The sequence below is a fragment of the Nesterenkonia alkaliphila genome (assembly GCF_009758175.1).
In the GTDB taxonomy this organism is placed as follows: domain Bacteria; phylum Actinomycetota; class Actinomycetes; order Actinomycetales; family Micrococcaceae; genus Nesterenkonia; species Nesterenkonia alkaliphila.
Genome location: NZ_WRPM01000070.1, coordinates 17,144 through 40,051, shown reverse-complemented (window position 1 = coordinate 40,051; position 22,908 = coordinate 17,144). Strand labels below are relative to the sequence as shown.

Genomic DNA, 22,908 nt, shown 5'->3' with positions numbered 1-22,908 from the left:
TCTACTGGCCGTCAGTGGGCAGTTCCGTGGCCGCCTATGGGCAGTTTTTCATGGCCGCTTACAACAGTCCAGGGTGATCGCAAGCTCGACCTTCATTGACGGCACCTTCACTGGTCTAATGATTTTGTAAGAAACTGGCCTACTCAGTGAACCAGATGATGGCTGATCATCGAAGACATGCCAGAACTCCCAAAGTTGCCTGTCGATGACCAGACCCGCATCGGTCGTATGCCGCACTACCAGAACACCGAGCGAGCAGATCTCTATGCGTTGCTAGACCAGGCGCTTGTCGCGCATGTTTCCATCACCCGTGATGGAACCCCCATGGCCTTACCCGTCGGTTTTGCCCGGGAGGGCGACTCGCTGTTGATTCACGGCTCCACCGGAAGCAGGTTCTTCCGAGAGATCGCCACCGGCACAGAGGTTTGTGTCAATGTCACCCTCTTGGAAGGCATTGTCTATGCGCGATCGCTTTTCGACAGTTCAATGCGCTATCGCGCAGCGGTGATCTACGGACAAGCCACACCTGTGCCAACAGAAGAGAAAGAAGCTGCGCTGCTGACACTGGCCGAGCACCTGATGCCGGGACGCGCTCAGGAAGTCCGTCCGATGACCAAGAAGGAACTGGCTGCCACCATGGTGCTGCGGATCCCGCTGGAGAAAGCCAGTGTGAAAGACAACAGCGCCTCCAGCGCGGATGAACCAGGCGATGATCCCTCCATCTGGGCCGGGGTCCTACCTTTGACCACAGTCGCCGGCGAACCCGAAACCTCCCCAGCCACGAACAGTGGGGTCCCCCTACCGCCCTCGGTGAGCACACTGAGAGACCGCCTCCACGTACGCTCTGCGTCCTAGGGGAACGTAGCACGAAAGAAAGGTGCCGACCTGTTCAGCCTATTAGGTCTCTGACCTCGGAGAGTGAATCCACCACTACGTCCGCTCCTGCACCCACGAGCGCCTCCGGATTGACGGTAGCGGCCAGGGCCACCACATAAGCGTTGGCGGCTTTGCCGGCTCTGACACCCGAGGGTGAGTCCTCTAGAACGAGCGGTCGCTGCGCTGCCGGCCCCATTGACTCTGCGGCGGCCAGGTAGACCGCAGGTGAGGGTTTTGCCGGTCCGGTCTCTGCTGCGCTGAAGATCTTGCCGGTGAAATGTGCAAGCAGTCCTGTCTTCTCCAGTTGGAGTTCGACTTTGGCTCGCTCTGAGTTCGAAGCGCAGGCGATCCGTCCTTCGAAGGCCTCATCGGCGGCTGCGACAAGTTCGGCCGCGCCGGGAATCAGTTGAAGCTGCTCGCGCAGGGCAGCGTCACGGCGGCGGGTGAACTCATCCACCCACCCTTGGCCTACGCTGCGGCCAGTGTGCTGTTCCACCCGTGCCTGGACTCCTTCCAGCGAGGCGCCGACGAAGGTCTGGATGCACTGCTCGATGCTCATCTCCCAGCCAAATGCAGCGACCTCGTCCCGGAGCACCTGATTGACGATGGGTTCGGAGTCCACCAGCACTCCATCACAGTCAAACAACATGGCATCGAAACGGGGTCTCAGTGGCATGGGCGCTCCTTTGTCGCTGAGTGATCTGGTGAGGGTTTAGTCCATCGTCTCCAGGGCGATGACCGCGCCCATGTTCTTGTCGTGGAAACGCACCACGGCGGCGTCGTCGGCGATTTCGAGCAGACGGTTACGCGCATTTCCCCTGTCATCGAAGCCCAGCTGCGGGAACTTAGCCCGGAAGCTCTCGATCCCGGTGCGCACCACGAACTGCAGATGCCGCACGCCCTCAATCTCAGCTCCGGTCTTGGGTTGGGGCAGCTCCACGAAACTCACCGACCAGCCAGATGACTTCAGCCGGCGGTGCAGCTCGAAGACGGCGATCAGGCGTCCGTTGACCTCGCTCTCGCTGATCAGCTCACCCAGTTCCGAGAGTTCCGTCTTGACCTGGTCATAGCGCTCGTTACTGGGCACCTGTAGGCACAGGGTGTCATTCTGCACCAGCTCATCTCGCACCCCCAGGCGGTCGATCAAGGAATCGGCGTCGGCGATGGCGGTGTCGTAGAGCTGTGCGATATTCACAAGCAGATACGCTACATGGGGCGAATCGGAGACCAAGGGATAGGGGCAGAACCAGCGTGGCGCTGATCGAGTACGCAACCGGAATGAAGAAGCAGTTCACCGCCACCGGATACGTGGTCAACCTGGACCGGACGCGGATGCTGATGATCTTCCACCAGGGCCTGCAGCGCTGGCTGCCACCTGGAGGCCACGTTGATCCCGATGAGTTCCCCTCGGACACTGCATTGCGGGAAGTTTTTGAAGAGACTGGCATCCATGTCCGCCATTCAGGGCATAATCCGCTGGAGATGGGGCTCAACGGCACTACCGAATCCCAGCTGCCCACCCCCTTCGCGATGGCTGCCCAGCTGATCCCGGAATCGCATAAGGACATCGAGCACATCCACATGGACATGATGTACCTGCTCGAAGCCGACGACACCGCACCCCTGACCGCCCAGGAGCAGGAGGTCGACGACGTCGGCTGGTTCACCCGCTACCAGCTAGAGCAGCTGACCACCACGGACAGTGTGAGGGCTTTCGCCCGTGAACATCTCCTGGACCTCTAGGTCTGCGCGGTGAGGGAAGGGGTTCGCTCCGCCTACCAGCGTCGCGCTGGAGAGTACGTTCAGGCCCTGGGGTCCCTGGATGTCATGGCTTCCAATGATCGGCAGTTGATCTCTGAGTGGGCTGAGTCCCTCACCGGTCGTGTGGTTGATGCCGGATGCGGGCCAGGGCACTGGACACAGCTGCTGTACGAGAGCGGTGTGGACGTCGTCGGGATCGACATGGTCGAAGAGTTCGTTGAGTCCGCCAAAGAGCGGTTTCCGTCCACGCCCTTCGAAGTGGGTGACTTCGCGAGCCTGCCGTTTGAGGACATGCAGCTCGGCGGCATCTTGGCTTGGTACTCGACTATCCATATCCCACCAACAGAGATGCCTGCCGTTCTGGATGAGTTCGTCAGGTGCCTGCAGCCTGGCGGTTCGCTGCTGATGGGGTTCTTCAGCGGCGAGGATATTGAGAAGTTCAACCACGCGATCGCCCCGGCCTACTTCTGGCCGCCAGATGAACTGCGAGATGAGCTTTCGCAGAGAGGACTATCAGTGGTGAGAGTCCAGACTCGTCATGATCTGGGCAGCCGGCCCCACGGAGCATTGTGGGCGAGGAAAACCCCTCGAGAAGAACTGCCGGTTTCAAACCAACCATCAGATCAAAGGAGCGAAGGCATGGTCCTGAGTGAGGAACTTCGAACCGCGGCAGAGGCTGAAGGCATCGAGAAATTCGTTGTCGGTGCCGTCATCCACGACGTGGGGCGCGTGCTGGTGGTCACGCGCAGTTTGAGTGATGATTTTCTTCCGGGGCTTGAAGAAGTTCCCTCAGGAGGCGTGGACTCCGGGGAGGGGCTCTCAGAAGCGTTGAACCGTGAGCTGACTGAAGAGGTTGGCTTCGCCGCTGAACATGTTGACCCGGGTTTCCTGGAATGGTTCGACTATGAGTCCCGGTCCGGACGCCGAACCCGACAGTTCACCGTCTCAGTGCCACTGACAGGTAGGCAGGTGAAGCTCTCTGAGGAGCACACCTCCTACCGATGGATCTCATCAGAGCAAGTAGACTCCACCAACGCCACCCCAGAGACGAAGAATCTACTCCGATCGTGGTTCACTGCGGCGCTCTAAAGTTGCTGTCTTCACCCAGTCACGGCTGTGGCGATTGCTCACCTCCCCGCAGAAGGGCGGGGCGAACCTGGTCCACTTCATCCTCGGCGAACCCGGCGTCGACTGGGCCTCAGGAGAGTTCTACGGCTCGAACCGGCGACTGGCCCGTACTGCCCGCGCCGCCGGGAACCCGGAGACCGTGAACCGCCACTGGCAGCTCAGCGCGGAGATGCTCGATCTGGAGGCAAGACCCGCTGACTGACAGCAGGGCCCGGGAGGCGAAGCACTGCGGTGGGGCTGGCTTCGCCTCCCTTCATCTGCCTCATAACGGGGAATGCTCAGTGGGTGATGTTGACCATCCAGTGGGTGCCGAATTGGTCTGTCAGCGACCCTGCTTCATCGCCCCATGACTGGGTCTCCAGCGGCATAGTCACGGTTCCACCGGCGGAGAGTTTGGTGAAATGATCGCCCAGGGTCTCGTCGTTGCCCCCGAGGTAGATCGCCACGTTGTTCCCCGGGTGATAGGGCATTCCGGCAGGGGCATCCCAGGCGTTGAGGAGGAACCCATCTGGGGTCTGCAGCCGGGCATGCATGACCTTCTCAGCCTCCGGGGAATCCGGTGAGCCGAAATCTGCCACGGTTCCGATCTCCAGCTCCCCGCCGAAGACTTCACGGTAGAACTCCATCGCCTCCCGGGCGTTGCCGTTGAACATGATGTACGGGTTCAGAACAGACCCCATCTGGGACTCCTTCATTGAAATGAACAGTGCCGCGACCCTGAGCTGTCTTAGCGCTACAGGCTGTCTCAGTGCCGCAGAAAGAGCCTCCCAGCCTTATATGACACCTCTTGTCATGTATCTGAGTAGAGTTCTGATATGCGCGCTGATCGGTTGGTTTCCCTGGTTCTGCTGCTACGTCAGCGCGGCCGGCTAAGCGCTGCAGCCATTGCGAAGGAACTCGAGGTCTCCACCCGCACCGTGCTCAGGGACATCGACGCGCTCTCCAGTGCGGGGATCCCCGTCTATGCCGAGCGTGGTCGTCACGGCGGGTTCTCATTGCTGCCTGACTTCACCACAGACCTGACCGGGCTCAATCATGAAGAAGCATTAGCACTCCTGGTGGCTGGGTCACGGCTGAAGGCAGGTGCTTTCGGGCTGGGGGCGCCGCTGGCTTCTGCGATGCTCAAAGTCATCGACGCCCTCCCCGGCACCCACCGTGACACCGCTGCCGGGGTAGCGGAGCGTTTCCTCATCGAACCAGAAGCAGACCTTCTCGCCCGACCCCTGCACACCCACGAGGACATCGACGCTGAGGTGGTGACCACCATCAGATCAGCAGTGCTGAACAAGCACAAAGTCCGCATACGATACGCAGCCCCGGGAGCCGAACCTTCCTGGCGCACCATCGACCCGATCGGGCTGGTCAGTGCGGCCGGTCTCGGCTACCTATTGGCGCTCCGCGACGGGGAAGACCGCACCTACCGGCTCTCGCGGATCAGACAAGCCGAACACAGCGACCAACCGGCTGAGCTTCCCGACGACATCGATCTGGATGAGCTGTGGAAGCAGCGCAGCCGGCGCTTCCGCCACGGCGAGAACCAGATCACCGTCCAGCTGCGCATCAGCCCGCCTGGCGTCGAAGAGCTCACCGGTACCGCACTGGCACTCCGTATGAAGGACGACGCTGACGGCTGGGTTCGGGCCCAGGCAGACTTCCAGGACGCCCGCCACGCCGAGTGGGCACTCTGGCAGCTGAACTCAGAGTGGGAGATCCTCGGCCCCAGGACGCTAAGGGAGTCTCTTTATCGCCGGGCGGCGGGTCTTGCTCGACGTTTGAGTCCTTCTCACGTGGGAGAGGGTTCTGGCCTAGAAACCACCGGCAGCGTGAATGAAAGCGTGGACTGCACCGAGTATGACGCTCGTACACGTTCGCACGTGCACCTCGGTAGAGTCGATGACATGAGCGAAGAAACCTGGCAGCAGATCGCTGAAGACTACGAAACTGTCCGGTCTAGCGAGGTGTCGCTGGATACGCTCATCGAGTGGCCCGCTCAGCGGCGCATGATCGGCGATGTCACAGGGTTGCAGATTCTTGACCTGGGTTGCGGCAATGGTGCTAAAACCATGTCCCTGCTTCAGGATGGAGCGCACAGCGCAGTCGGGGTAGATGTCGTCAACGCCTTTGTCGAAGTTCCTGAGGGCCTCGATATGCGTTTCGTCGTCGGGGACATCTCCGATACCGCCGAACTCGTTGGAGATCAGACATTCGATCTGGTGCTCATCTTTCAAGCAACCGACTATGCCCGTGACCCGGCCGACCTCTACCGGCAGGTTGCAGCCCGCCTGAACCCAGGTGGAGAGCTGATCGTGGCGACGTCGCACCCGTTCCGGTTCGCTGTCGCACGCGCCGAGGCAGAGAACGTCCCGCTGGGTGTGGCCTACCGAGACACCAGCCTGTTCAGTTACCCGGCAACATGGGGCCAGGGGACGGTGACTCACCGGACAGAAACCATCACAGACAAGATTCAGCCGGTCCTCAACGCCGGGCTCACATTGGTCGAGCTTGATGAACCAGAGCCCACCGAAGAACTGCGCCAGAAGAGCCCCGAGCGGGCGCAGTGGATGGACACACACTTCGGCACTATCCTCCTGAAGTTCCGAAAAGACTAGGCCCCGCCCTGTACCCCGTAGAAAGCCTCACAGCTGAGCGGCTGCGCCCGGAGCGTGGCCGGTTCCCGGCGCATTCCCATGACGAGTTCGTCATCTCGGTAAATAGCCCGAACGTGAACGCCGAGCACGTCATCCTCGACGGCAAGAGATTCACCGTGGGGCCGGATGAGATTACGGTCTACAACCCTGGTCAGGTGCAGGCCTCCTGGGCCGAGACACAAGAAGACAGCCCGTGGGAGTGCTTCAGCATCCACATCAGTCCCGAGACGGCTGCGGCTGTGACCGGCGGGGATCCGGTGGAGGCTCACCGCGCCGCAGTGGCCGGTCCCGGGCTGGCTGGGGCGCTGCGCAGGGCTGCCATAGCCAAGGTATGCCCAGGAGGCCGAGCAGATTACCCTATGGGTCGTCGGCGAAGCTCTGGGACTCAGCAGACAGGGCACCGGTAATCCCCCGTCCCTGTCCTCCCAACCGGATCTGTCCTGCCTGGCTCCGGTGCTGCAGCAGATGCGCGATGACTTGGCCACCCCGGTACGGGTCCCGGAGCTGGCCACAGCGGTCTCACTGAGTCCGGACCACTTCATCCGCGCCTTCGTCAAAGCCATGGGGGTGACCCCATACGCGTGGCATCTTCAGCTGCGCCTGCGGGAGGGCCGGCGCCGTCTGAAGGCCGGGCACCGGCCAGGGGTGGTCGCTGCCGAACTGGGCTTCAGCGACCAGGCGCACTTCCACCGGCACTTCCGGGCCGCCTACGCCCAGACGCCCGGCCAGCTCCGGCGGCAATGGCCCTAGCTCCGCATCAGGCCGGACGAGGTCGGAATCGTTCAAGACCCGTCCGGCGGGCAGCAGGCACTGTGGTGGGATGATCCAAATTGTTCTCACCGGTTTGTGGCTGGGCCTGGTGTTCAACGCCGCACCCGGCCCAGTCTTCACAGAATCACTGCGGCGAGGGGTCCGCGGCGGGTTCCGCCCTGCCTTCGCGGTCCAGGTCGGCTCATTGGTCGGCGATGCCGTATGGGCCGTGCTCGGGCTGGCTGGGGCGGCCGCCCTGCTGACCCAGCCCCAGTGGCACATCCCGATCACCCTGGCCGGCTGCCTGGTGCTGCTCTTCCTCGGGGCACAGGGCACCTATGCCGCGGTCAGGCCCGGTGCCGCACCCGTCGAGACGCCCTCCGAGGTGCCAGCGCAGGACACGCGGCCCGGTAATACCAGCACGCTGCGTGGCCCGCTGGTGGCCGGGGCCCTGATGTCGCTGGGCAGTGTATGGAACGTGGTCTACTGGGGCGGTGCAGGTGGTGCGGTCGGTGGAGCGCTGGGGGAAGGTGCTCCCTTGGGTTCGCTGCTGGTCTTCTTCGCCGCGTTCATGGTCTCCTCCCTGCTGTGGTGTTTCATCTGCGCAGGCCTCATCGCAGGGCTCCGCCGGGCGATGAGCCAGCGGTGGACCAGGATCGTCGAAGGCGGAGCCGGTGCAGCGCTGATCATCATGGCCATAGCCCTAGCCCTCCAGACCTTCGGGACATGAACGACCTCTGAGGCGATTGGTTCATTCCTGGCGGTTCAGTAGGGTGCTCACCGCATCGGCGAACTCATCCGGGGCGTCAGTAGCCAGTTCGTGCCCGCCTCCGGTGATCAGGCGCAGTTCAGCCTCGGGAATCTGTCGGGCGAGTTGTTTCGCGGCTCCGAGGTTAGCCCGGTCTTTGGTTCCGCATAGCACCAGCGTGGGCGCCTCGATGCCGGATAGGTCGTCGCTGAGGTCTGTGTGCCCTGCGGCATCGAGCAGCTGCAGGAATGCCGGTTTATCGAGTCCCTGGGGCAGGGGCAGCATACGCGCGGGGATCAGACGCATGATGCCTCGTTGGATGCTCATCAGCGTGGGATTGGGGCGGATCTGGCTACCGCTGAGCAGCAGCCCGGCGAGCATCTCAGGATGTGTTGCGGCGTACCGGGTGGCGATCATCCCGCCCAGGGATAACCCGATGAGCGTCACAGACTCAGCACCGGTTTCGAGGATCTGCCGCTGCAGACCCTCGACCGCGGCATCCATACTGAAGGGGCCTTCGGTTAGGTCAGTAGCTGCCAGCGCCAGGCTCTGATACTCGGGAAGACGCCGAACCTGCTCATTCCATGCAGAGCTGGCTTGCCCTGCTCCGGCGAGGAAGACGATCAGATTGCCCACCTGATGATTCTTGCATGAGGAAAGCCACCACCAGGGGCGCTCACCCTGGTTGAGAAGAATCAATGAGTCCCTGCAGGGTCACCCGCGTGGTTTCGAGTTCGGCTAGCCGGCGGTCGTAGTCCTGGAGGTGTTCTACCAACGTTGGGACAGCACAGGGATCCAGACGACCAGGGTCGCGGATGCAATCCATGAGTTCTGCGATGACTTGTGTAGGCAGCCCAGCATCGAGCAACATTCTGATATGGCGGACCTGCTGGGCGGCAGAGGCAGAGAACATCCGCTGCCCAGTAGAAGACCTCTGAGCGATGATCAGGCCTTGATTCTCGTAGTGCCGAAGACTTCGAGTGCTCACTCCCGTCTGCTCAGCGAGTTCTCCGATACGCCACGGCGCCTTCTCTGGGGCGCTTGCCTTTGACACTAGTGTCAACTCCTAGCTTTGCCTCATGACAATTTCTCAGACCTTCTTCAATGACCGTACCGCTACCGTCGAAGACCTCTCTCCCCTGGCTTTCGCCGGCTACGCCCATTTCACCGCCATGCAGATCAGGGACCACGCAGTGAAGGGACTGGACCTGCACCTGAAACGGCTAAGAGAGGCCAGCACACAACTCTTCGGCACGCATCTTCCAGACGAGCAGATTCTTCGATACTTGCAGAACGCAGCCACCCAAGGACCAGCTGATGCTTCCCTGATGTGTTTCATCACCTCCGAGCCTGGGGAGTTCATGCCCGCGCCCGGACCACTGGACCTCAATGTCCTCATCAAACTGATGCCTGCCGCTGAGCCACCTGCCGGCCCTTTGGCTTTGGACCTGGTGGGCCACCAGCGCGACTTGCCTACGGTGAAGCACGTCGGTGAAGTCGCGAAGACTCACTACCTGCGCAAAGCCAACGCGAAAGGGTTCGACGATGCAGCGTTCAGGGACAACAGTGGCAGGATCAGCGAAGCAACGATCTGGAACCTCGCATTCTGGGACGGCGAATCCGTGATCTGGCCCCAAGCCAGCATCCTGCCCGGGGTCACGATGCAGATCCTCTCCCGGCAGCTTGAAGCACTACAGATCCCCCAACGCACGGTGCCTGTCACTGAGGACATGCTCACTAATGAGCTCTCCGCAGTGGTAATGAACTCCTGGACCCCAGGGATCGATGTCACGCGTATTGGCGAACACGGACTTGCGAGTAGTTCCCGATTCGTGGAGGTATTGCACCGGGCCTACGCCAACGAAGTAGGGACCGCTCTACTGCGCTGACGGGTTCCTCCTCTAGCCCCACAGAGTTTCTTGCAGCCAAGCACTCACCTCAGGGTGAGGGCGCCGTCGGTCGATCCTCGCTGAAAAGGCCCCTGAGCACGAACATCCTGAGGATGCGAGGGTTCCAGGGCACATATGCCTTTTCCGGTGACAGGCATGACACATGTGACGTTGTGTCAGAGAACCTCTGCTGACTAACGACCCCGGGCACCTGGAAGGCAGATCCTTTAACCCCTCTTATTCACTACTTTTGAGAAAAAGTGTCACAAGTGTCATGAAGAGGTAGCGAGTAGGTGGCCTTCCCCGTGATGACGGGGATTCAGTGTGATGACATGTTCTGTGACATGTCTGCAGATGGAGCGTCATGCGGCCGGTGCTGTGTCACACCGGTACCGCATTTCCCCAAAGCTGCTTTCCTCGGGAGGCTTCATCCTCTTGCCGGGCGTCTTTTGGAAGTGGGTAGGAGGCAACCCATGCCACTTCATGGGGAGACCAGCGGTGGGACGCCCTCCAGATCTGTCAGTTGACCTCTATCCCGTCACTCCGGCGGCTGCAGAGGCTTCACTCATCAGTGGCGGCGGTACAACAGACATTGAGGAGCATTTCGGGGCCCTCGACGAGAGTGCACACTCCAGGTGTTCTTGAGTATCACGACGGGTAGGGTTTACTCCGCGCTCGTTCGCTCCTACAGGGCGCCCGGGAGCTTCAACGCAGTGAGCAACCCCTGACCTTTAGCAGAGCGCTACTTGGGGAGCCCCGGTATTCCGGCGCCCATGGGGTCAGGTATTATGCGCCGGGATGCAGCTCAGCTGCGACGTGGAGGGGTTCGACGAGGTGGGCGACGATGTGGTTTGCGCGGTTTCGGCGAGCCGTTTTTCCGTTGCTGCTCAGCCGTCTTCTTGGAATTGGACTGCCGGGGTGTGGTGAGCGGGTCCTCGTCGTAACCCAGCTCCTGGTTGTGCTGTGCGGCCTGGGCTTTGCGTTCCTCATAGGAGAGTAGTTTCACGCCGCCATAGAGTCTTCCCTGAGCGGTCCTGGGTGCTTTGCTCCCGACTTTGATCCCGTGGCGCTCCAATGCGTCGGCCATCCGCTTATCGCCGAGAGGCCGCAGTTGGCGCTGTTGGCACCACATCTCGTATGCGTCCCGGAATTCGGAGACGAGGACTGTTTCACCGTCAGCGAGCTTGCAACGCTCCTCGAGGAACTGGCCCACCGGGTTGGATTCTTCGGCGTAGTCGGAGGTTGTGGCTTTGACAAGGTCCGGTATTTCTCCGAGCCCTTCCTTGTGATATTCCACTGCTCCCTCAGCTGCCCATGCGAGGACAGCCGGCAGATTGCCGAAGATTTTCTCCTTAAGGTTGGGGATCTTCTGCTCATCGGGGATGTCCTCGTCGAAGGGGATTGTCCTCAACCTTCGAAGCATCGCGTCGTCGCTGCCGTCGAAGCCGGGGCGATGGTTGCCGACAAGGAAGTGTGTGTGACTCGGGGTGAAGTTGTGATGCTCTTGATACAGGTGCCGTGCTGAGAGGGTGTTTCCGCCCGAGAACTTCTTTACACGTTTCTCGTTGAGGCGGTCGGTGGCCTTGACCTCATCAATCAGGGCTAAACGGGTGCCCTTGAGTGCCACCGCCTTGGTCTCCTCATCGTCTGAGCCCTTGGTCTCCAGGAGGATGCCGTCGGGGACAACTGCTGCATAGTCACCCATGGTCGTCATGATGGATTCCACGAAGGTGGATTTTCCACGTCCGGACCGTCCTGTGATGAAGACGATGAGGTGCTCTCGGACTTCGCCGATAAGGGTCAGGCCGACCAGCCGCTTGAGGTACCTGCGCACCTCTGGGTCTGGGACTGAGGTGTGCAGGAAGTTCTCCCAGAGAGTGCGGTCTGCCTCAAAGTCAGGAGTGACGCCTGCAATCTTTACGTGCATCTTGGTGGGATCATGAGGCAGCAGCTGTCCTGTCCGTAGATCCAGTATTCCACCGGGGGTGTTGAGCTCCCAGGGATGGTTGTCGAACCTGTCGTCATCGACTCGAAGCTGCGGCAAACTGTTGGCCATGGAGAGCATGTTGTTGATCCCTTGGCGCGACAGTGAATACTTTTTGTGCGCGGCGAGAGCGTTGGAGGCGCTCTGGTCAGGTTTGCCTTGGTTGTCGAACTCCTCTGTGGGCAGTGCTCGGGCAGTCTGTTTGGCAAGCTCGCGCTCGATCCCGCCTTTGCCAGGCTGAGGAACCCATCGCACGCCGTTCCAGTGCACCCATGCCCCGTGGGCGGGGGAGAAACGGATGACCTCACAATGATCGGAGGCGAAACGGTTGGCATTTGCATCGTCAGTCCGCTCCAGAGTTGCCCCGTTGGTTTGCTGCCCCGGCACGGAGTCTTTCTCTGCTCGTTTGGCAGCCAGGTCAATGACGACACCGTCAGTACCTGTCGCCGCGCCCTGCGGAGAGGCCACAGGGTACTCCACACGGGATGCGGAAGCAGCCTTCTTGCGTTCGCCGTACCCGAGCTCACTGAGTGCTTTCGCCGCAGCGGAGAAGTCCCCGCTGTGGCGAGAAAACACATAGTATTCAAACTTTGTATAGGTTGTCTTTTCCTGCCCCTTCCCGTCCTCGGTAGGCAGGCCAAACTGGGACAGCGCCCCTCCTGAGGGCACATACAGAAGTGAGAAGGTTTTCTCTTCGTCGTATTTGTCCGGGTGCGTGTAGACCGCAGCGTCGACACCATTGGTGGAAGCTCCAGGACGTCGCCAATGATCCTCATTGCCGGTGGAACGCACATATTCCCACCCATCGGCATCCAAGATCTCCTGCCAGTCGGCACGCTGGTTATAGTCATCGCCAGGCAACTCTGGGTCACCGACGTTTCTCTCACGAGCTACTTGAAACCCCACCTCACGCTTGGGTTTGGCCGGGCGGCGATCGAGTTTCTGGAAGAGGGCGCGAAGAAGGCGCCTCTCCTCCATCGTTATTTCGGCGATGGTATCCGGCCCGCCTGTCAGCGTCTTATAAGGCTTGCCCGTCGAGTGGGCGTGCCCATAGCTAGGAGCCATGGCCGTGTTCGCCTTGGCAGCCTTGACCTCAGCGACTTGAACTTTCTTATGCTCTGGGTCCTCCGCCAGGCTTTCGCTGCGCGGCATCTCCTCGCAATCGGTGAGCCTGACCATCCAGTGATATCCGCCCGAAGGACTCTGCTCCATCCAGCCGGACCGGATGCGTCGCCAGACATCTTCCGTTCGCTCGCCGTGCTCCTGGGCAAGCCTGTTGAGCTCTGAGACTTTATCCCGGTGTGGGCCTTCCAGCTCCCACATCTCAACGAACCCTGAGGGTTCCCCCGTGACGATCGCGATGCCCTGCGCCGGCCCTGACGATTCCGGGTGACGCCCAGAGAGCCAATCATCATCCTGCTGGTCCTCACCGAACCACAACTCAATGGTCTCGTCGCCCTCAAACTTGTACTTGGCGTCTGACCATGGCGTCAGGGGCATTTTGTCCTTACCGAGAGGAAGGATCCGAAACCCGGCGGCGACCAGTTCATATGCTGTGTCTCGGAGAGCTTGTTGCTGCTCGTCCATGCAGGGCCTTTCTGTGCTTCTCATTTTCACAGGGGACGTTGACGCTGGGATCGGCACTCGCGGCGAACGTCATTGCATCGCACTGCGGGTGTCTTCGGCGATCCCGCGACCGAAGGAAGCCTGGCGGCTTTCAAGAGCTTCACGAAGCAGGTCCCAGCACTCGTTCGATCTCCTTACGGCTGGCCCCTGTGATACTCGCGATCTCCTCGATTTCCACTGCAGAGTCACGAAGGTTCTGTATCTCGGTGACAAGAGCATCCTCATGCGCTCCCGTGGACGGGCCGTCCGGAGCTTCCTGCTCCTCCGGCTCGTCCTCGTCCTCCAAGTCGTCGTCGTAGCGGTAGTTAAACCTGCCGGCCCCGATCCTGCGCTTTGTCTCCATCAGGGCATACATCTTGTGGAAGAGCGCCATCTCTAGGCCTTGTCGCCACTCCTTCATGGAGCGCGTGTCAGCGTCGCCTGCGATTGGGTTTTCCACGGCATACCGGACGACTGTCCGGGTCAGCAATCGAAAACCTTCGTCCTGAGACGGATAGGTCATTCCTGTGTATTCGATCTTCAGGCATTCACCGATCACGCTGAGGTGGACCTTTGCTGCCGGGCCATCGTGGCTATGGGTATCAGTGATGGCTGCCAGAACATCGAAGACCGTATTCCGGATGCGCCCATTCCTTATCCCGGCGTCGAGGAGAGCATCATCCAACTGCAAGTACGCAGCATCACTGATGGGACGAACGATGTTGACAGGCTTCTGGACAAAAGGCCTCCCGTCGGCTTCCTCAGTCATCGCGCACCCCACCTTCGAGGCGACGAGAGTCAATAAAGCGCTGCAGGTCGGATGGGCGCACGCGCATGACGGGCCGAGAGCCTCGGCCCAGGTAGATGACTGGGAGGTCGCCGTCTCGGATGACGGCGTAGATGTAGTCTTTCTTCACACCGAGGGCAGTGGCCGCTTCGGTCACGGTGAAGAGTGTTTGCGGAGACGCTTGGCGCTGCATCCCACGAACCTTTCGTTCTGATCTTCTCTTTGCGGCGAAACCGCAAAGAACGGTCGCGGGGTATGAAGATCAGTTCGTGGGGTCGAGTCGAGAAGTCGGTTCGTGGGGGTCACCCCGCAGTTGATCGTCGATAGTAGTCGGCTCGCGATGCCCTTCGACGATCAACGTGCCGTCCACTATATGGACATCCATCGACAGGGTCAAGAGTCTTGGGGGCCGGCGTGTCGCATGACCGCCGACGTGCTCGGAGTCTGATTTGTCATCGCTGAGGGATCCAGGGGTATCTGGGAGTTGGAGGATATGACCTCCACTCGGGTACCTCTTAGCGATGGGATGTCTGGGCCACGGTCCTGGGATGGAGAGGCTGGGTTGGCCCGGGTAGCCATTCGTCGGTGAAGACGGGCCCGAACTTATAGTCCACCGGGGCCGCGCTGGCATGTCGTCCATGGGCCCCTCCTTCTCCTGTGTTGGGAGGAATGCGGACATGTTCTGCAGACACTTCTGTGTCTGTCTTCCAAGTCAGTGCCCGGTGGGAGACTGGGGTCATGGAAGATCCCGAGAAGGAGATTCGGTTCATCAAGGACTCCATCCGTCTGTTGAAGGACGACGTGGAGACCACGCTGCTCTCCCGGGGCTGGGCGGTGACCGACCTCGACGTCGCCGACGAGGAGCCCCTGGAGTGGTTCTGGCCACCGACAGCGCCGGTGGGCTACGGCGGAACCCGGGAGTGGGGCGACACTGTTCCAGCCGATCTGAGAGAGCGCAGGCCGGGCATGTACCCGCCGCGCCAGACCCCGTGGACCGCGCCGACCAGACTGACCAAGGAGGGTGAGCACTGGCGGTTGGACTATGGTGCGGCGATCGCTCAGCGGCCGGATGAGTCCAAGCGGTACTCCAGCGAGGCGGAGCTGATCGCTGACCTGGAGCGGATCGAGTGGTGGCCGATGAGTGTGGAGGAGGCCCGCAGGATCAGGTGTGAGCGCGTGTTTGAGGTGATCAGCGCCGCAGCCTGGGATCAGCACTACCAAGCGGTCTTTCCCACGGAGCCCTATCTCAGCCGAGTCGAATCAGTGGGGGAGCCCGGCGGCCGGTTCCCTGAGCAAGGAAGCAGAAGCGCTCAGCGGCAGCTCATCGACGCCGACGCCTGGGTCTCAGCGGTTCGTACCGCCCGTGCCGGCGGCGAAAGCTGGGGCACGGGCAGACCCGAGAAGCAGTGAAGGCAGAAAATGACCAAGGAGACAGCAGTGACCGAGAACAATAACCCGCTGGTCGCGTTCCTGCTCGCCCGGATCGAGGAGGACGAAGCCACTGCCGGCTTCGTGAGAAACGACTCCCCGATAGAGGAGACCAGGTTCTGCACCTGGGCGACCCCGGCCGACCAGGACAGGGACCGACTCGTTGTCGCGGTGGACTACCAGCGGGTGCTGGCTGAGTGTGTGGCCAAGCGGCGGATCATCGAGGCCTACCTGGAGGTCGAGCACCACGACTCCCCGCAGTACGCCGCAGCGACCGACTACATGGAGACAGTACTGCTGGAGCTGGCCTCAGCCCATGCCGACCACCCGGACTACCTACCGCAATGGGAAGAGGAGCGCTGAACGCCCGGGGATCACACTGGGCTCTGGGAAAGGAAAAAAGGGGTCGCCTCTCGGCGATCGACGCTCCCCTGAAGAGGTGCAGCGGCTTGCCTCCCATCAGCGCAAGGTGGCCTCGGTTCCGGACACTCTCTGGTTATGGACAACGACCGACGCTTTCACCTGAACCGCCATGTGCAGGCTCAGCTTCTCGGTGTCACTACCGCAGGACTGCTCGACGTAGAAGAGGACGTGGCGCACGTGTACCTCGACACTGCCAACGCGCTGCTTCTGGAGACCTTGGCCGAGGCCGATCCCTGGCGGGAGCTGCATGGCATGGAGGACCGGACTCTGGACGGGGACAGATTTGGTCACTCAGAGGCTTTTCGCGACATCCTCCATCCAGGCCCGGTAATGAAGGCCACACGAGACTTCGGGGAGGTCAAACGCGACCCGATCACCCTCGAGGAGAAAAACCGCCTGTTCTCCTGGCTGGCGCTACGGCACCGGATCATCGCGACCTGGTGCGGTCGGTTCCCCGATGTCTACGCCATCGCTGATCAGGCTTCTCGGATCGCTTCCGGGCTGAACTCGGATTTCACCCGTCGGCAGATGATTGCTCTGCACCGGATCGAAGAAGACGAGTATTTCTATGCCCGGAACCTGATCCACCATCAGTGAACCGGCTTCGACCTATCGCGCCATTGAACGGAATATCATCTGAGTACTGGTCGATGAGGGTTGGTATGGCAAATGACCTCATGCAACTAGACCCCGAGGCTGAGGCTCCTCTAGGAACGCCAACCGGTGGAGAAGGTCAGAATGGCGTTGGGCCAGTATTGAGAGGCAGCCTGCTGGAAGAAGGGCCGCGAATGAGTCCTAACCAGATTGCGGTCCTGCTGGATACTCCCGGTCGACGGTGAGTTGGAATATCGTCGCAGGAGTGATTCCCCGCGGGCTATCGCGGGAGCGCGAAAGCTACACCCGCGTCATGCCGGCACCGTCATCTCGGACCCACCACTGTAAGAACCCGGAAGTCGAATACCGGGGCAGGTGCCTGCGGCGAATCACAGGGGCCGCACCGCCCTTGCGCCGGCAGGCGCGCCCGCCCCCGCGACAGCGGAGATACACCGACAACCCCCACCGGGAGAGTGAGGGGACAAAGCCCCTCACAAAAGAGAGACACCCACCCTCGTTCCCGCACTGAAAAGCAGCCACTCGCCGTGAGCTCTCAGCGGCGTTGTGGCCTCCGGGTCTCTTCACGCAACCACAGAACACTGACGACACAGTGCCCCAGAAGTACGGCAACGGTCAGACCGGTCAGCAGCAGCACTCCGAAAGTGCTGGCCGGGGTGTAATCGCTGCCGTAGAGGTCGCCCAGCACAGTGAACAACGCCGTGTTCAGGAACCCGCCGGCAAAGATCATCAGTAGGAACCCCACCAGCGCCCCAGCGGTGCCCAGACTCACTCCCCATCGACGGCGCATATTCAGCCCAATAGCCACCACACCGTAGGCCAAGGCTGCGGCTACACCGAGGATCACCCCGTAGACCGTCACGATCGCTGCAGCCAGACCAGCACCTTCACCATAATGAGCGATCTCCGGATCTGCGCGATACATCTCATCAAGAGCACCGATACCGGCATGCATCCCGCCAAGACCCAACACGATCGCACCCAGAAAACACAGCAGACTGAACCCCAGCAGCTTTCCGTACCGGCCGTAGTCAATCGCCCCGTCGGTCATGTCCCCACTGTAGCGACGCACACTATGACCAACCTGAGGCCGGTTTCTGCGCGCGCGAATCCGACTCAACTCCCAGCCGACGCTCACCTTCAGGCGCTCACGAACTTGGCCACCGACCTTCCTTGGTGAGCGACAAGAACACCTGACCCCGGCACCTCACCATGTACACGAGGTAAGCGATCAGATCAGCCCGCAATGTAAGGCAGGAGATCCCCTGGAGAAGGAGCCCGTCGAGGAGGCATGACGAGCACGAATCGCTCCGTAAAGGTGGCAGTCTGAAGCACCTGGCCCGGACGGCCGCAGTGAACCTCGCCGCGGAGACCGGAGTGCCTCAATATTTGGTTCGTAAGTGGAGCTGGGGGAAGTCGTGGTCAGGAGGTTTTATGCCATGGAGGCTCTGCGGGGTACTTCTGCCGGGGTTGGGGGTCTGTACGGGCACCTCGAGACGCCGTCAGATGAACCGTAGCTGACACGCGGCCGGCGGGGCTTATCTCGGCGTATGACGGTCCCGGCTCGCGGTCGCGTCGAGGGGGTCTCGGCTGAGACTGTGATCGCAAGTGGCAAGCTGTGTAAGTAGGGGATTCGGAGGCTATAGGAGATGGGGGTCTGGCAGGGTACTTCTGCGGGGAAATAAGGGGCAGGTACGGCACTCGATCCGCCCGGGGATCAGCCGTCCAACGTCGAGAGCACACATCCGGCCGTGACGTACCCTTCGAGCGACTGCGTGCGCAGGGTCGTGGACACATAAGTAGGGGCGAATAATCTGGCCTTCAGGCCACCGGGTAGCGCGGCGGGCAGTAGTTTCTGCAGCTGAATCCTGCCCTGTTCGCAGTGCCAGAAACGGTCCGTTCACTGGTCTTCGATCTGGTCGAATCGCTGGTGGAGTCGAGTGCGAATCCTGCGCCGCTCTTGACGGTTCTCTCGCTTCTTGTATCGGCGTCTCTTGCCCGGACGTTCCATGCCTGCGATCCATTGACGTTCGGACGTGAACGCGACGTCGTCGCCGAGAGCTTTGCGTCGATAGAACCCGGTGAAAGATGGAAGGTCCTCGGCTTCATTCTGGGACATCGGGTGAAGCCTCCTCATCATCGAATCGAGGCGGTGTTCGGTCCGTCTCAACATCAGTGCTGAGGCGGACCGAACAGCCGAGTCAGACGAAGACGACGTCTGAGTCAGTGAGGTTGTTCAATGTCTGTCCGCTGGCGAATCTCACCGTGTAATAATCGGTGCCCAAGCCCTCGTCGAAGCCGACCACGGTGCCCAATGTTCCGGCCTTGATCTCCTGCGGGGACAGGGGGTGCAATTGTCTGCGGGCAGCGACGCGTTGCCCCAGCCTGGTGGAGGTCTGACCGGCGGTCGCATCCGCTGTGGCTGGGGATGGTTCGTGGCTGACGATGTCGAAGAAGCCCATCCTGGTCAGCACCTTGTCGAACAGGTTATAGCCCTTGAATATCAGCAGCAGAAGTCCGACGAATATCAGCAGTGCCACCACCACGATGACCAGAGCTGCCGCGGCGAGGAAGGGACTGAGGATGAGCTCGAAGATGTACTCCGGCCACCCTCCCATGGCCCGGTTCTCCATCCTGTCGGGAGTCAGGCCGAAGAGCAGCATCAGCACCCATCCGGCCGCGTAGACGACTGCGATGAATATGAGCAGGAAGCGGAAGAACTTCCGGGCGTTGAAGCGACGAGTCCGGGCCATCATCTACCCCCGACTGTGCTGCTGGTAGGGACGAATACCGGTGCGGTGTGGTGATCAGGCATCCTCGAACTCCTGCTCTACTTCGTCGCGGGTTTCTTCCCATTCGTCGAGGTCCACCCAGATCTCGCCCCAGCCTCCGACGAAGCGAATACTGTGGGCGCCTTCCTCGTCTTCGTAGCTGGCATCCAACGAGACTCCGTTATCGACAGTGCATGAGGTGGTTTCGCCCTCCTGGTGACTGAGGCCGTCTTCACAGTTGACGTCGTCGGTGTGGATCCCTTCTTCCCAGGCGAGCATCATCTCCAGGTCTTCCTGGGGGACGTCGTCGCCTCCGCAGGCGGTCAGCAGCAGTGCCGCCGCAGGGATAACGGTCGCAGCTTTCACGCGCTGATTCATGGTCGTGGTTCCTCTCTGTACGTAGTGGCACTGGAAGTGCGTCGATGACTGGCTTACCAGCCGGTGTTCTCGTCCTCATCGAGGGGGCCGTCTTCGTCGACCTCACCCTCGTCTTCGTTCTCGGAGTCGTGGGTTTCGTCGAAGGGCAGTTCGGTGCCTTCGTGTTCGACGGTGACCGGCTGCTCGTCCCAGTGGCTGGTGATCTCTGCATCCAGTGAGATGGTCTCGAAGTCTGCCGGGATAGCGATCACAGTGACTTCTCCGAAGCTGTTGCCGCCGTTGCGTCCGGCGTCAGTGGATTCGTAGCGCTCCTCGATGGTGGTGTCATCGACGGTGATGCTCCAGTCCACAACGCTGGGCTGGTCATCGCTGGCCCGGTAGTAGCCGGCACGGGCATCACCATCGCGACTGACCGAGGCTTCCCAGTTCAGCTCCAGCCAGGCCTCGCCCTCGCTGGCCCATCCCATCATCGGGTTCCACGCGGTGATCGTGTAGGACTCGACGACCGCTTCGGTGGAGATGGTCAGGTCTCCGGCCTGGCTGGGAGAGCCGACTTCTTCTTCGGTGATGGTGTCTTCGAAGTCCGGGAAGTCCAGAGTGATGTCCGCCTCGGGCTGGTGGCGGTTCTCGACATAGAACCCGTCGGTGATGGGGTCGCTGTCGCGCTGGCCGGTAAGGATGTCGTAGCGCTGCTCGGTATCCTCTCCGGTGGTCACCACCAGCTCAGCGCCACTATCGGGCACCGAGACCAAGGCGCCGCCATCGAGGGAGCTGAGCTCGATCTGCTCATCTCCCAGGTCCAGGTAGGCGTCGTTCTCCGGGGCCTCGGGGACCTCGTTGGCTGCAAACGATGCCCAGAGATAGCGGAAGGTTTCGCCTTCAGCCGGGGCGTGGGGGACTGCGGACTGATCATCATCGACACCGCGCTGGCCGGGGACGCCTTCAACGGTGACCGTCTCTGCCGCCCCGAGCTCCTCGATCGTGACGATCCCGGCGGGGGTGACGATCTCAGAATCCTGTGGGTCTGTCTCCTCGCTGACGGTATAGGCACCATCGGAGACTTCCTCCCCGTCAACGAGACTGCCACCGGAGGTATCGACAGCGTCACCTTCCTGATCCTGTGGGCTGGGAGCCACAATCAGACCCGAATCGGCTTCAGGTCGAGACGGAGCTTCAATCTCATCCAAGGCCTCCGGGGCATCGTCACCGTCAGCATCGACCACGTCTCCTTCGGGGCGGGAGACTTCCATCTCCGCCTCGGCGAGGATGGACTCGTCGAACTCAGCAACCATCTCGCCGTCGGAGTCCTCGGAGTAATCAAAAGTCGTGAGGTCCCAAACCTCGCCGTCGTCGGCGAACAGGGTCCGGGCGCCGCCGCAGGCCAGCTCACCGGTGACCTCACCCTCGCCGTCGACGAGGAAGAAGCACCCGGCCTCGTCATGGACCGCGACATTGTCGCTGGGCAGCGAATCCAGCCACGCGCTGGTGGCCTCATCTAAGAAATCTTCGGCGTTGCCGAGGCCGACGTCGTTGCCTCCGCAGCTGGTCAACAACAGGGCGGCACCGCCCATCACAGATACCCCGTAGAGCCTTCGTTGTCCTTGGTTACGCATGTTTCTCCCGTCGTTGAGGTCTGAGCCCCGATCATTCTTGCACTGTTATAACTCTGTCGCTTTTGTGTGACACTCCACGCAAGCTGGAATGTTGTGGCGATTGGCGAACTTCATCGGCGCGTGGGCGCGAACCTGCGGCGGCTCCGCAAGCAGCGTGGAGTCTCTCAGGCGCGGTTTGCCGAAGAAGAACTCGAGGGACTGCACCGGGTCTACTACGGCGGCATCGAACGCGGGGAACAAAACTTGAGCCTCTCTGCGATCGAGGACTACGCGAGCCGGCTCGGCATCGACCCCCTGGAGCTGTTCCGTGATCCCGAGGACGCCGAACAAGCGCCGCCTGCCGCGGATTGAAGCCCTAGGTGTAGGAGGGCAGGACGTTGGTGACGCGCCCCGGGACGAGACTGGCAGGAGCTTGACCGCCTGCAGCTGAGTGGGGGCGGTGATGATTATAGTGCTGAACCCAGACCTTCATCGCTTCTTCTCTGGCTCGCTCGGAGTCATAGGTCCTCGCGTAGAGGCATTCATCGGCCAGGATCCGCTGGTATCGCTCGACCTTGCCGTTATGCCGCGGCGTGTAGGGCCTGATCCGCTGATGGATCCCACCGAGGTTGTTCACCGCCCGGGTGAAGTCTCCGGCGGCGAAGTTCACCCCGTTATCGGTGACCACCCGGCCCAGCCGGGTGATCCCCTCGGCGGCGAAGAATGCTCTGGCCTTGTTCAAGAACTCCACCGCAGTGGCGGCCTTCTCGTCTTGCATCACCTCGGTGTAGGCAAGGCGGGTGTATCCATCGACTGCCGAGTACAGGTAGGTGTAGCCGCCGATCTTGTGCCCCTGCTTCTTCGCGGCGCTCTTCGACCGGCTGGCGGCGCGAGCGGCCTCGGAGTCTCTACCGTGGACGAACCAGCCGCCGCCGTCGGGGATCCGGCCGACCTTCTTCACATCCAGGTGCACCATCGCCCCAGGTGCGCCGGCGGTGATCACCCCGGGCTGCCGGTTGGACTCACCGCCCGGGTCGAGGTGGCGGCGCTTATTGATGCCCAGGTGCTTGAACCAGCGGCCCACGGTGCGTGGGTGGATGCCGAAGCCGTGCTCGTGCTCAAGCTCGACGGCGATGCGGGAAGCCGCCCACTTATACTCCCGGCGCCAGGTCTCGATCAGCTCCACCACCCAGTCCGGAGTGGCATCCGGCGATGCCTGCGGCCGCGACGAACGGTCGTGGAGGCCGTCCTCGCCGTGGTGCTGGTAGCGCTGGTGCCATTTCGACAGACAGGCTCTCGAGACTCCGGCTTCAGCAGCGACGTGGGCCAGTGGTCGTCCGTTCTGGATGCGGCCGATGAGGCGGAGTCGTCCTTGCGGGGTCAGTGGCGCGTTATCGTGGGACATCGAGGAGCAGGCTCGCTTTCGCTCATGACGGTTCTTTCGCGATTACCCATCATGTAGCGCAGAGGGCCTGCTCCTCTTCTATGCCTGGTCCCGGGGAGGTGTAAACAACGTCAGGCCCCGCAA

27 protein-coding genes are annotated in these 22,908 nt (G+C 61.4%); 13 read left to right on the top strand and 14 right to left on the bottom strand.

Translation table 11 applies throughout. The features are described 5' to 3' along the window. The first annotated feature begins 177 nt into the window (after positions 1-177). Positions 178-855 carry a pyridoxamine 5'-phosphate oxidase family protein gene (locus GNZ21_RS10000; RefSeq protein ID WP_157323888.1) on the top strand — a complete coding sequence of 226 codons (678 nt, stop codon included), beginning with the start codon at positions 178-180 and terminating at the stop codon, positions 853-855. A 34-nt stretch (positions 856-889) separates the two neighbouring features. Here GNZ21_RS10000 and GNZ21_RS09995 read toward each other — a convergent pair whose 3' ends face one another. Both GNZ21_RS09995 and GNZ21_RS09990 read right to left on the bottom strand, forming a co-directional pair. Continuing rightward, positions 890-1,552 (bottom strand): HAD family hydrolase, encoded by a 663-nt coding sequence (locus tag GNZ21_RS09995; RefSeq protein WP_157323886.1) that lies wholly within the window; start codon positions 1,550-1,552, stop codon positions 890-892. Between the two features lie 36 nt (positions 1,553-1,588). Then, positions 1,589-2,071, bottom strand: coding sequence for a VOC family protein (locus GNZ21_RS09990; protein WP_157323884.1), 483 nt, complete (start codon positions 2,069-2,071; stop codon positions 1,589-1,591). Positions 2,072-2,154: 83 nt separating this feature from the next. On the opposite strand from GNZ21_RS09990, the gene GNZ21_RS09985 reads away from it, so the two are divergent. The 3 genes from GNZ21_RS09985 (at position 2,155) to GNZ21_RS09975 (ending at position 3,967) form a co-directional block, all read left to right on the top strand. After that, positions 2,155-2,619, top strand: a complete 465-nt coding sequence (locus tag GNZ21_RS09985; protein ID WP_157323881.1) for an NUDIX hydrolase — start codon at positions 2,155-2,157, stop codon at positions 2,617-2,619. Between the two features lie 84 nt (positions 2,620-2,703). Further along, positions 2,704-3,726, top strand: coding sequence for a methyltransferase domain-containing protein (locus GNZ21_RS09980; protein WP_232532793.1), 1,023 nt, complete (start codon positions 2,704-2,706; stop codon positions 3,724-3,726). A 34-nt stretch (positions 3,727-3,760) separates the two neighbouring features. Beyond that, positions 3,761-3,967 carry a hypothetical protein gene (locus GNZ21_RS09975; RefSeq protein ID WP_157323876.1) on the top strand — a complete coding sequence of 69 codons (207 nt, stop codon included), beginning with the start codon at positions 3,761-3,763 and terminating at the stop codon, positions 3,965-3,967. Positions 3,968-4,043: 76 nt separating this feature from the next. Here GNZ21_RS09975 and GNZ21_RS09970 read toward each other — a convergent pair whose 3' ends face one another. After that, positions 4,044-4,445: a VOC family protein gene (locus GNZ21_RS09970; RefSeq protein WP_157323874.1), complete on the bottom strand. Its 402-nt coding sequence runs from the start codon at positions 4,443-4,445 to the stop codon at positions 4,044-4,046. A gap of 135 nt (positions 4,446-4,580) precedes the next feature. Between GNZ21_RS09970 and GNZ21_RS09965 the strand changes: the two genes are divergently transcribed. The 4 genes from GNZ21_RS09965 (at position 4,581) to GNZ21_RS09950 (ending at position 7,893) form a co-directional block, all read left to right on the top strand. Further along, entirely contained in the window at positions 4,581-6,374 is a 1,794-nt protein-coding gene (locus GNZ21_RS09965; RefSeq protein WP_157323872.1) for a WYL domain-containing protein, read from the top strand. 113 nt (positions 6,375-6,487) lie between these two features. After that, positions 6,488-6,820, top strand: a complete 333-nt coding sequence (locus tag GNZ21_RS09960) for an AraC family ligand binding domain-containing protein (RefSeq protein ID WP_157323870.1) — start codon at positions 6,488-6,490, stop codon at positions 6,818-6,820. A 46-nt stretch (positions 6,821-6,866) separates the two neighbouring features. Beyond that, positions 6,867-7,163, top strand: coding sequence for a helix-turn-helix domain-containing protein (locus GNZ21_RS09955; RefSeq protein ID WP_157323868.1), 297 nt, complete (start codon positions 6,867-6,869; stop codon positions 7,161-7,163). Between the two features lie 70 nt (positions 7,164-7,233). Beyond that, a complete protein-coding gene (locus tag GNZ21_RS09950; protein ID WP_157323866.1) occupies positions 7,234-7,893 on the top strand; it encodes a LysE family transporter in 660 nt (219 codons plus the stop codon). Positions 7,894-7,914: 21 nt separating this feature from the next. Here GNZ21_RS09950 and GNZ21_RS09945 read toward each other — a convergent pair whose 3' ends face one another. Further along, complete coding sequence (locus tag GNZ21_RS09945) at positions 7,915-8,547, bottom strand: alpha/beta fold hydrolase (RefSeq protein ID WP_157323864.1); 633 nt, start codon at positions 8,545-8,547, stop codon at positions 7,915-7,917. Positions 8,548-8,587: 40 nt separating this feature from the next. Further along, positions 8,588-8,899 carry a MerR family transcriptional regulator gene (locus GNZ21_RS16320; RefSeq protein WP_462358805.1) on the bottom strand — a complete coding sequence of 104 codons (312 nt, stop codon included), beginning with the start codon at positions 8,897-8,899 and terminating at the stop codon, positions 8,588-8,590. 91 nt (positions 8,900-8,990) lie between these two features. Here GNZ21_RS16320 and GNZ21_RS09935 point away from each other — a divergent pair, with 91 nt between their 5' ends. After that, a complete protein-coding gene (locus tag GNZ21_RS09935) occupies positions 8,991-9,800 on the top strand; it encodes an aminotransferase class IV family protein (RefSeq protein ID WP_157323859.1) in 810 nt (269 codons plus the stop codon). 805 nt (positions 9,801-10,605) lie between these two features. Here the strand turns inward: GNZ21_RS09935 and GNZ21_RS09930 are convergent. The 3 genes from GNZ21_RS09930 to GNZ21_RS09920 form a co-directional block, all read right to left on the bottom strand. Then, on the bottom strand, positions 10,606-13,371 hold the full coding sequence (locus GNZ21_RS09930) for a phage/plasmid primase, P4 family (RefSeq protein WP_157323857.1): 2,766 nt from the start codon (positions 13,369-13,371) through the stop codon (positions 10,606-10,608). Between the two features lie 139 nt (positions 13,372-13,510). Further along, a complete protein-coding gene (locus GNZ21_RS09925) occupies positions 13,511-14,158 on the bottom strand; it encodes a hypothetical protein (RefSeq protein ID WP_157323855.1) in 648 nt (215 codons plus the stop codon). Continuing rightward, entirely contained in the window at positions 14,151-14,369 is a 219-nt protein-coding gene (locus GNZ21_RS09920) for a helix-turn-helix domain-containing protein (RefSeq protein WP_157323853.1), read from the bottom strand. Before GNZ21_RS09920 ends, GNZ21_RS09925 begins: the two co-directional genes overlap by 8 nt. Positions 14,370-14,914: 545 nt before the next feature. Here GNZ21_RS09920 and GNZ21_RS09915 point away from each other — a divergent pair. The 3 genes from GNZ21_RS09915 (at position 14,915) to GNZ21_RS09905 (ending at position 16,624) form a co-directional block, all read left to right on the top strand. Then, complete coding sequence (locus tag GNZ21_RS09915) at positions 14,915-15,586, top strand: hypothetical protein (RefSeq protein ID WP_157323851.1); 672 nt, start codon at positions 14,915-14,917, stop codon at positions 15,584-15,586. A 27-nt stretch (positions 15,587-15,613) separates the two neighbouring features. Further along, complete coding sequence (locus GNZ21_RS09910) at positions 15,614-15,967, top strand: DUF6221 family protein (protein WP_157323849.1); 354 nt, start codon at positions 15,614-15,616, stop codon at positions 15,965-15,967. Positions 15,968-16,102: 135 nt separating this feature from the next. Further along, a complete protein-coding gene (locus tag GNZ21_RS09905; RefSeq protein WP_157323847.1) occupies positions 16,103-16,624 on the top strand; it encodes a hypothetical protein in 522 nt (173 codons plus the stop codon). Between the two features lie 550 nt (positions 16,625-17,174). Here the strand turns inward: GNZ21_RS09905 and GNZ21_RS09900 are convergent. The 5 genes from GNZ21_RS09900 to GNZ21_RS09880 all read right to left on the bottom strand — a co-directional run bounded on the left by GNZ21_RS09900 (position 17,175) and on the right by GNZ21_RS09880 (position 21,401). Beyond that, positions 17,175-17,690, bottom strand: coding sequence for a hypothetical protein (locus GNZ21_RS09900; protein ID WP_157323845.1), 516 nt, complete (start codon positions 17,688-17,690; stop codon positions 17,175-17,177). A gap of 849 nt (positions 17,691-18,539) precedes the next feature. Continuing rightward, entirely contained in the window at positions 18,540-18,758 is a 219-nt protein-coding gene (locus tag GNZ21_RS15710) for a hypothetical protein (RefSeq protein WP_198346006.1), read from the bottom strand. An 82-nt stretch (positions 18,759-18,840) separates the two neighbouring features. After that, positions 18,841-19,392: a hypothetical protein gene (locus GNZ21_RS09890; RefSeq protein WP_157323841.1), complete on the bottom strand. Its 552-nt coding sequence runs from the start codon at positions 19,390-19,392 to the stop codon at positions 18,841-18,843. Positions 19,393-19,446: 54 nt separating this feature from the next. Next, positions 19,447-19,788 carry a hypothetical protein gene (locus GNZ21_RS09885; RefSeq protein WP_157323839.1) on the bottom strand — a complete coding sequence of 114 codons (342 nt, stop codon included), beginning with the start codon at positions 19,786-19,788 and terminating at the stop codon, positions 19,447-19,449. A 53-nt stretch (positions 19,789-19,841) separates the two neighbouring features. Then, entirely contained in the window at positions 19,842-21,401 is a 1,560-nt protein-coding gene (locus GNZ21_RS09880) for a hypothetical protein (RefSeq protein ID WP_157323837.1), read from the bottom strand. Positions 21,402-21,494: 93 nt separating this feature from the next. On the opposite strand from GNZ21_RS09880, the gene GNZ21_RS09875 reads away from it, so the two are divergent. Then, positions 21,495-21,752 carry a helix-turn-helix domain-containing protein gene (locus tag GNZ21_RS09875; protein ID WP_188503400.1) on the top strand — a complete coding sequence of 86 codons (258 nt, stop codon included), beginning with the start codon at positions 21,495-21,497 and terminating at the stop codon, positions 21,750-21,752. Between the two features lie 4 nt (positions 21,753-21,756). Here GNZ21_RS09875 and GNZ21_RS09870 read toward each other — a convergent pair whose 3' ends face one another. Further along, positions 21,757-22,785, bottom strand: a complete 1,029-nt coding sequence (locus tag GNZ21_RS09870) for an IS481 family transposase (protein ID WP_157323835.1) — start codon at positions 22,783-22,785, stop codon at positions 21,757-21,759. Positions 22,786-22,908 lie beyond the last annotated feature (123 nt).

Bases quoted from the DNA above. Each gene is read 5' to 3' on its own strand.
- GNZ21_RS09980 (WP_232532793.1), top strand. From the start codon at position 2,704: ATGGCTTCCAATGATCGGCAGTTGATCTCTGAGTGGGCTGAGTCCCTC.
- GNZ21_RS09880 (WP_157323837.1), bottom strand. From the start codon at position 21,401: ATGCGTAACCAAGGACAACGAAGGCTCTACGGGGTATCTGTGATGGGC.
- GNZ21_RS09930 (WP_157323857.1), bottom strand. From the start codon at position 13,371: ATGGACGAGCAGCAACAAGCTCTCCGAGACACAGCATATGAACTGGTC.
- GNZ21_RS09890 (WP_157323841.1), bottom strand. From the start codon at position 19,392: ATGGCCCGGACTCGTCGCTTCAACGCCCGGAAGTTCTTCCGCTTCCTG.
- GNZ21_RS09905 (WP_157323847.1), top strand. From the start codon at position 16,103: ATGGACAACGACCGACGCTTTCACCTGAACCGCCATGTGCAGGCTCAG.
- GNZ21_RS09900 (WP_157323845.1), bottom strand. From the start codon at position 17,690: ATGACCGACGGGGCGATTGACTACGGCCGGTACGGAAAGCTGCTGGGG.
- GNZ21_RS09950 (WP_157323866.1), top strand. From the start codon at position 7,234: ATGATCCAAATTGTTCTCACCGGTTTGTGGCTGGGCCTGGTGTTCAAC.
- GNZ21_RS09985 (WP_157323881.1), top strand. From the start codon at position 2,155: ATGAAGAAGCAGTTCACCGCCACCGGATACGTGGTCAACCTGGACCGG.
- GNZ21_RS09970 (WP_157323874.1), bottom strand. From the start codon at position 4,445: ATGGGGTCTGTTCTGAACCCGTACATCATGTTCAACGGCAACGCCCGG.
- GNZ21_RS09935 (WP_157323859.1), top strand. From the start codon at position 8,991: ATGACAATTTCTCAGACCTTCTTCAATGACCGTACCGCTACCGTCGAA.
- GNZ21_RS10000 (WP_157323888.1), top strand. From the start codon at position 178: ATGCCAGAACTCCCAAAGTTGCCTGTCGATGACCAGACCCGCATCGGT.
- GNZ21_RS09965 (WP_157323872.1), top strand. From the start codon at position 4,581: ATGCGCGCTGATCGGTTGGTTTCCCTGGTTCTGCTGCTACGTCAGCGC.
- GNZ21_RS15710 (WP_198346006.1), bottom strand. From the start codon at position 18,758: ATGTCCCAGAATGAAGCCGAGGACCTTCCATCTTTCACCGGGTTCTAT.
- GNZ21_RS09870 (WP_157323835.1), bottom strand. From the start codon at position 22,785: ATGTCCCACGATAACGCGCCACTGACCCCGCAAGGACGACTCCGCCTC.
- GNZ21_RS09925 (WP_157323855.1), bottom strand. From the start codon at position 14,158: ATGACTGAGGAAGCCGACGGGAGGCCTTTTGTCCAGAAGCCTGTCAAC.
- GNZ21_RS09995 (WP_157323886.1), bottom strand. From the start codon at position 1,552: ATGCCACTGAGACCCCGTTTCGATGCCATGTTGTTTGACTGTGATGGA.
- GNZ21_RS09885 (WP_157323839.1), bottom strand. From the start codon at position 19,788: ATGAATCAGCGCGTGAAAGCTGCGACCGTTATCCCTGCGGCGGCACTG.
- GNZ21_RS09915 (WP_157323851.1), top strand. From the start codon at position 14,915: ATGGAAGATCCCGAGAAGGAGATTCGGTTCATCAAGGACTCCATCCGT.
- GNZ21_RS09920 (WP_157323853.1), bottom strand. From the start codon at position 14,369: ATGCAGCGCCAAGCGTCTCCGCAAACACTCTTCACCGTGACCGAAGCG.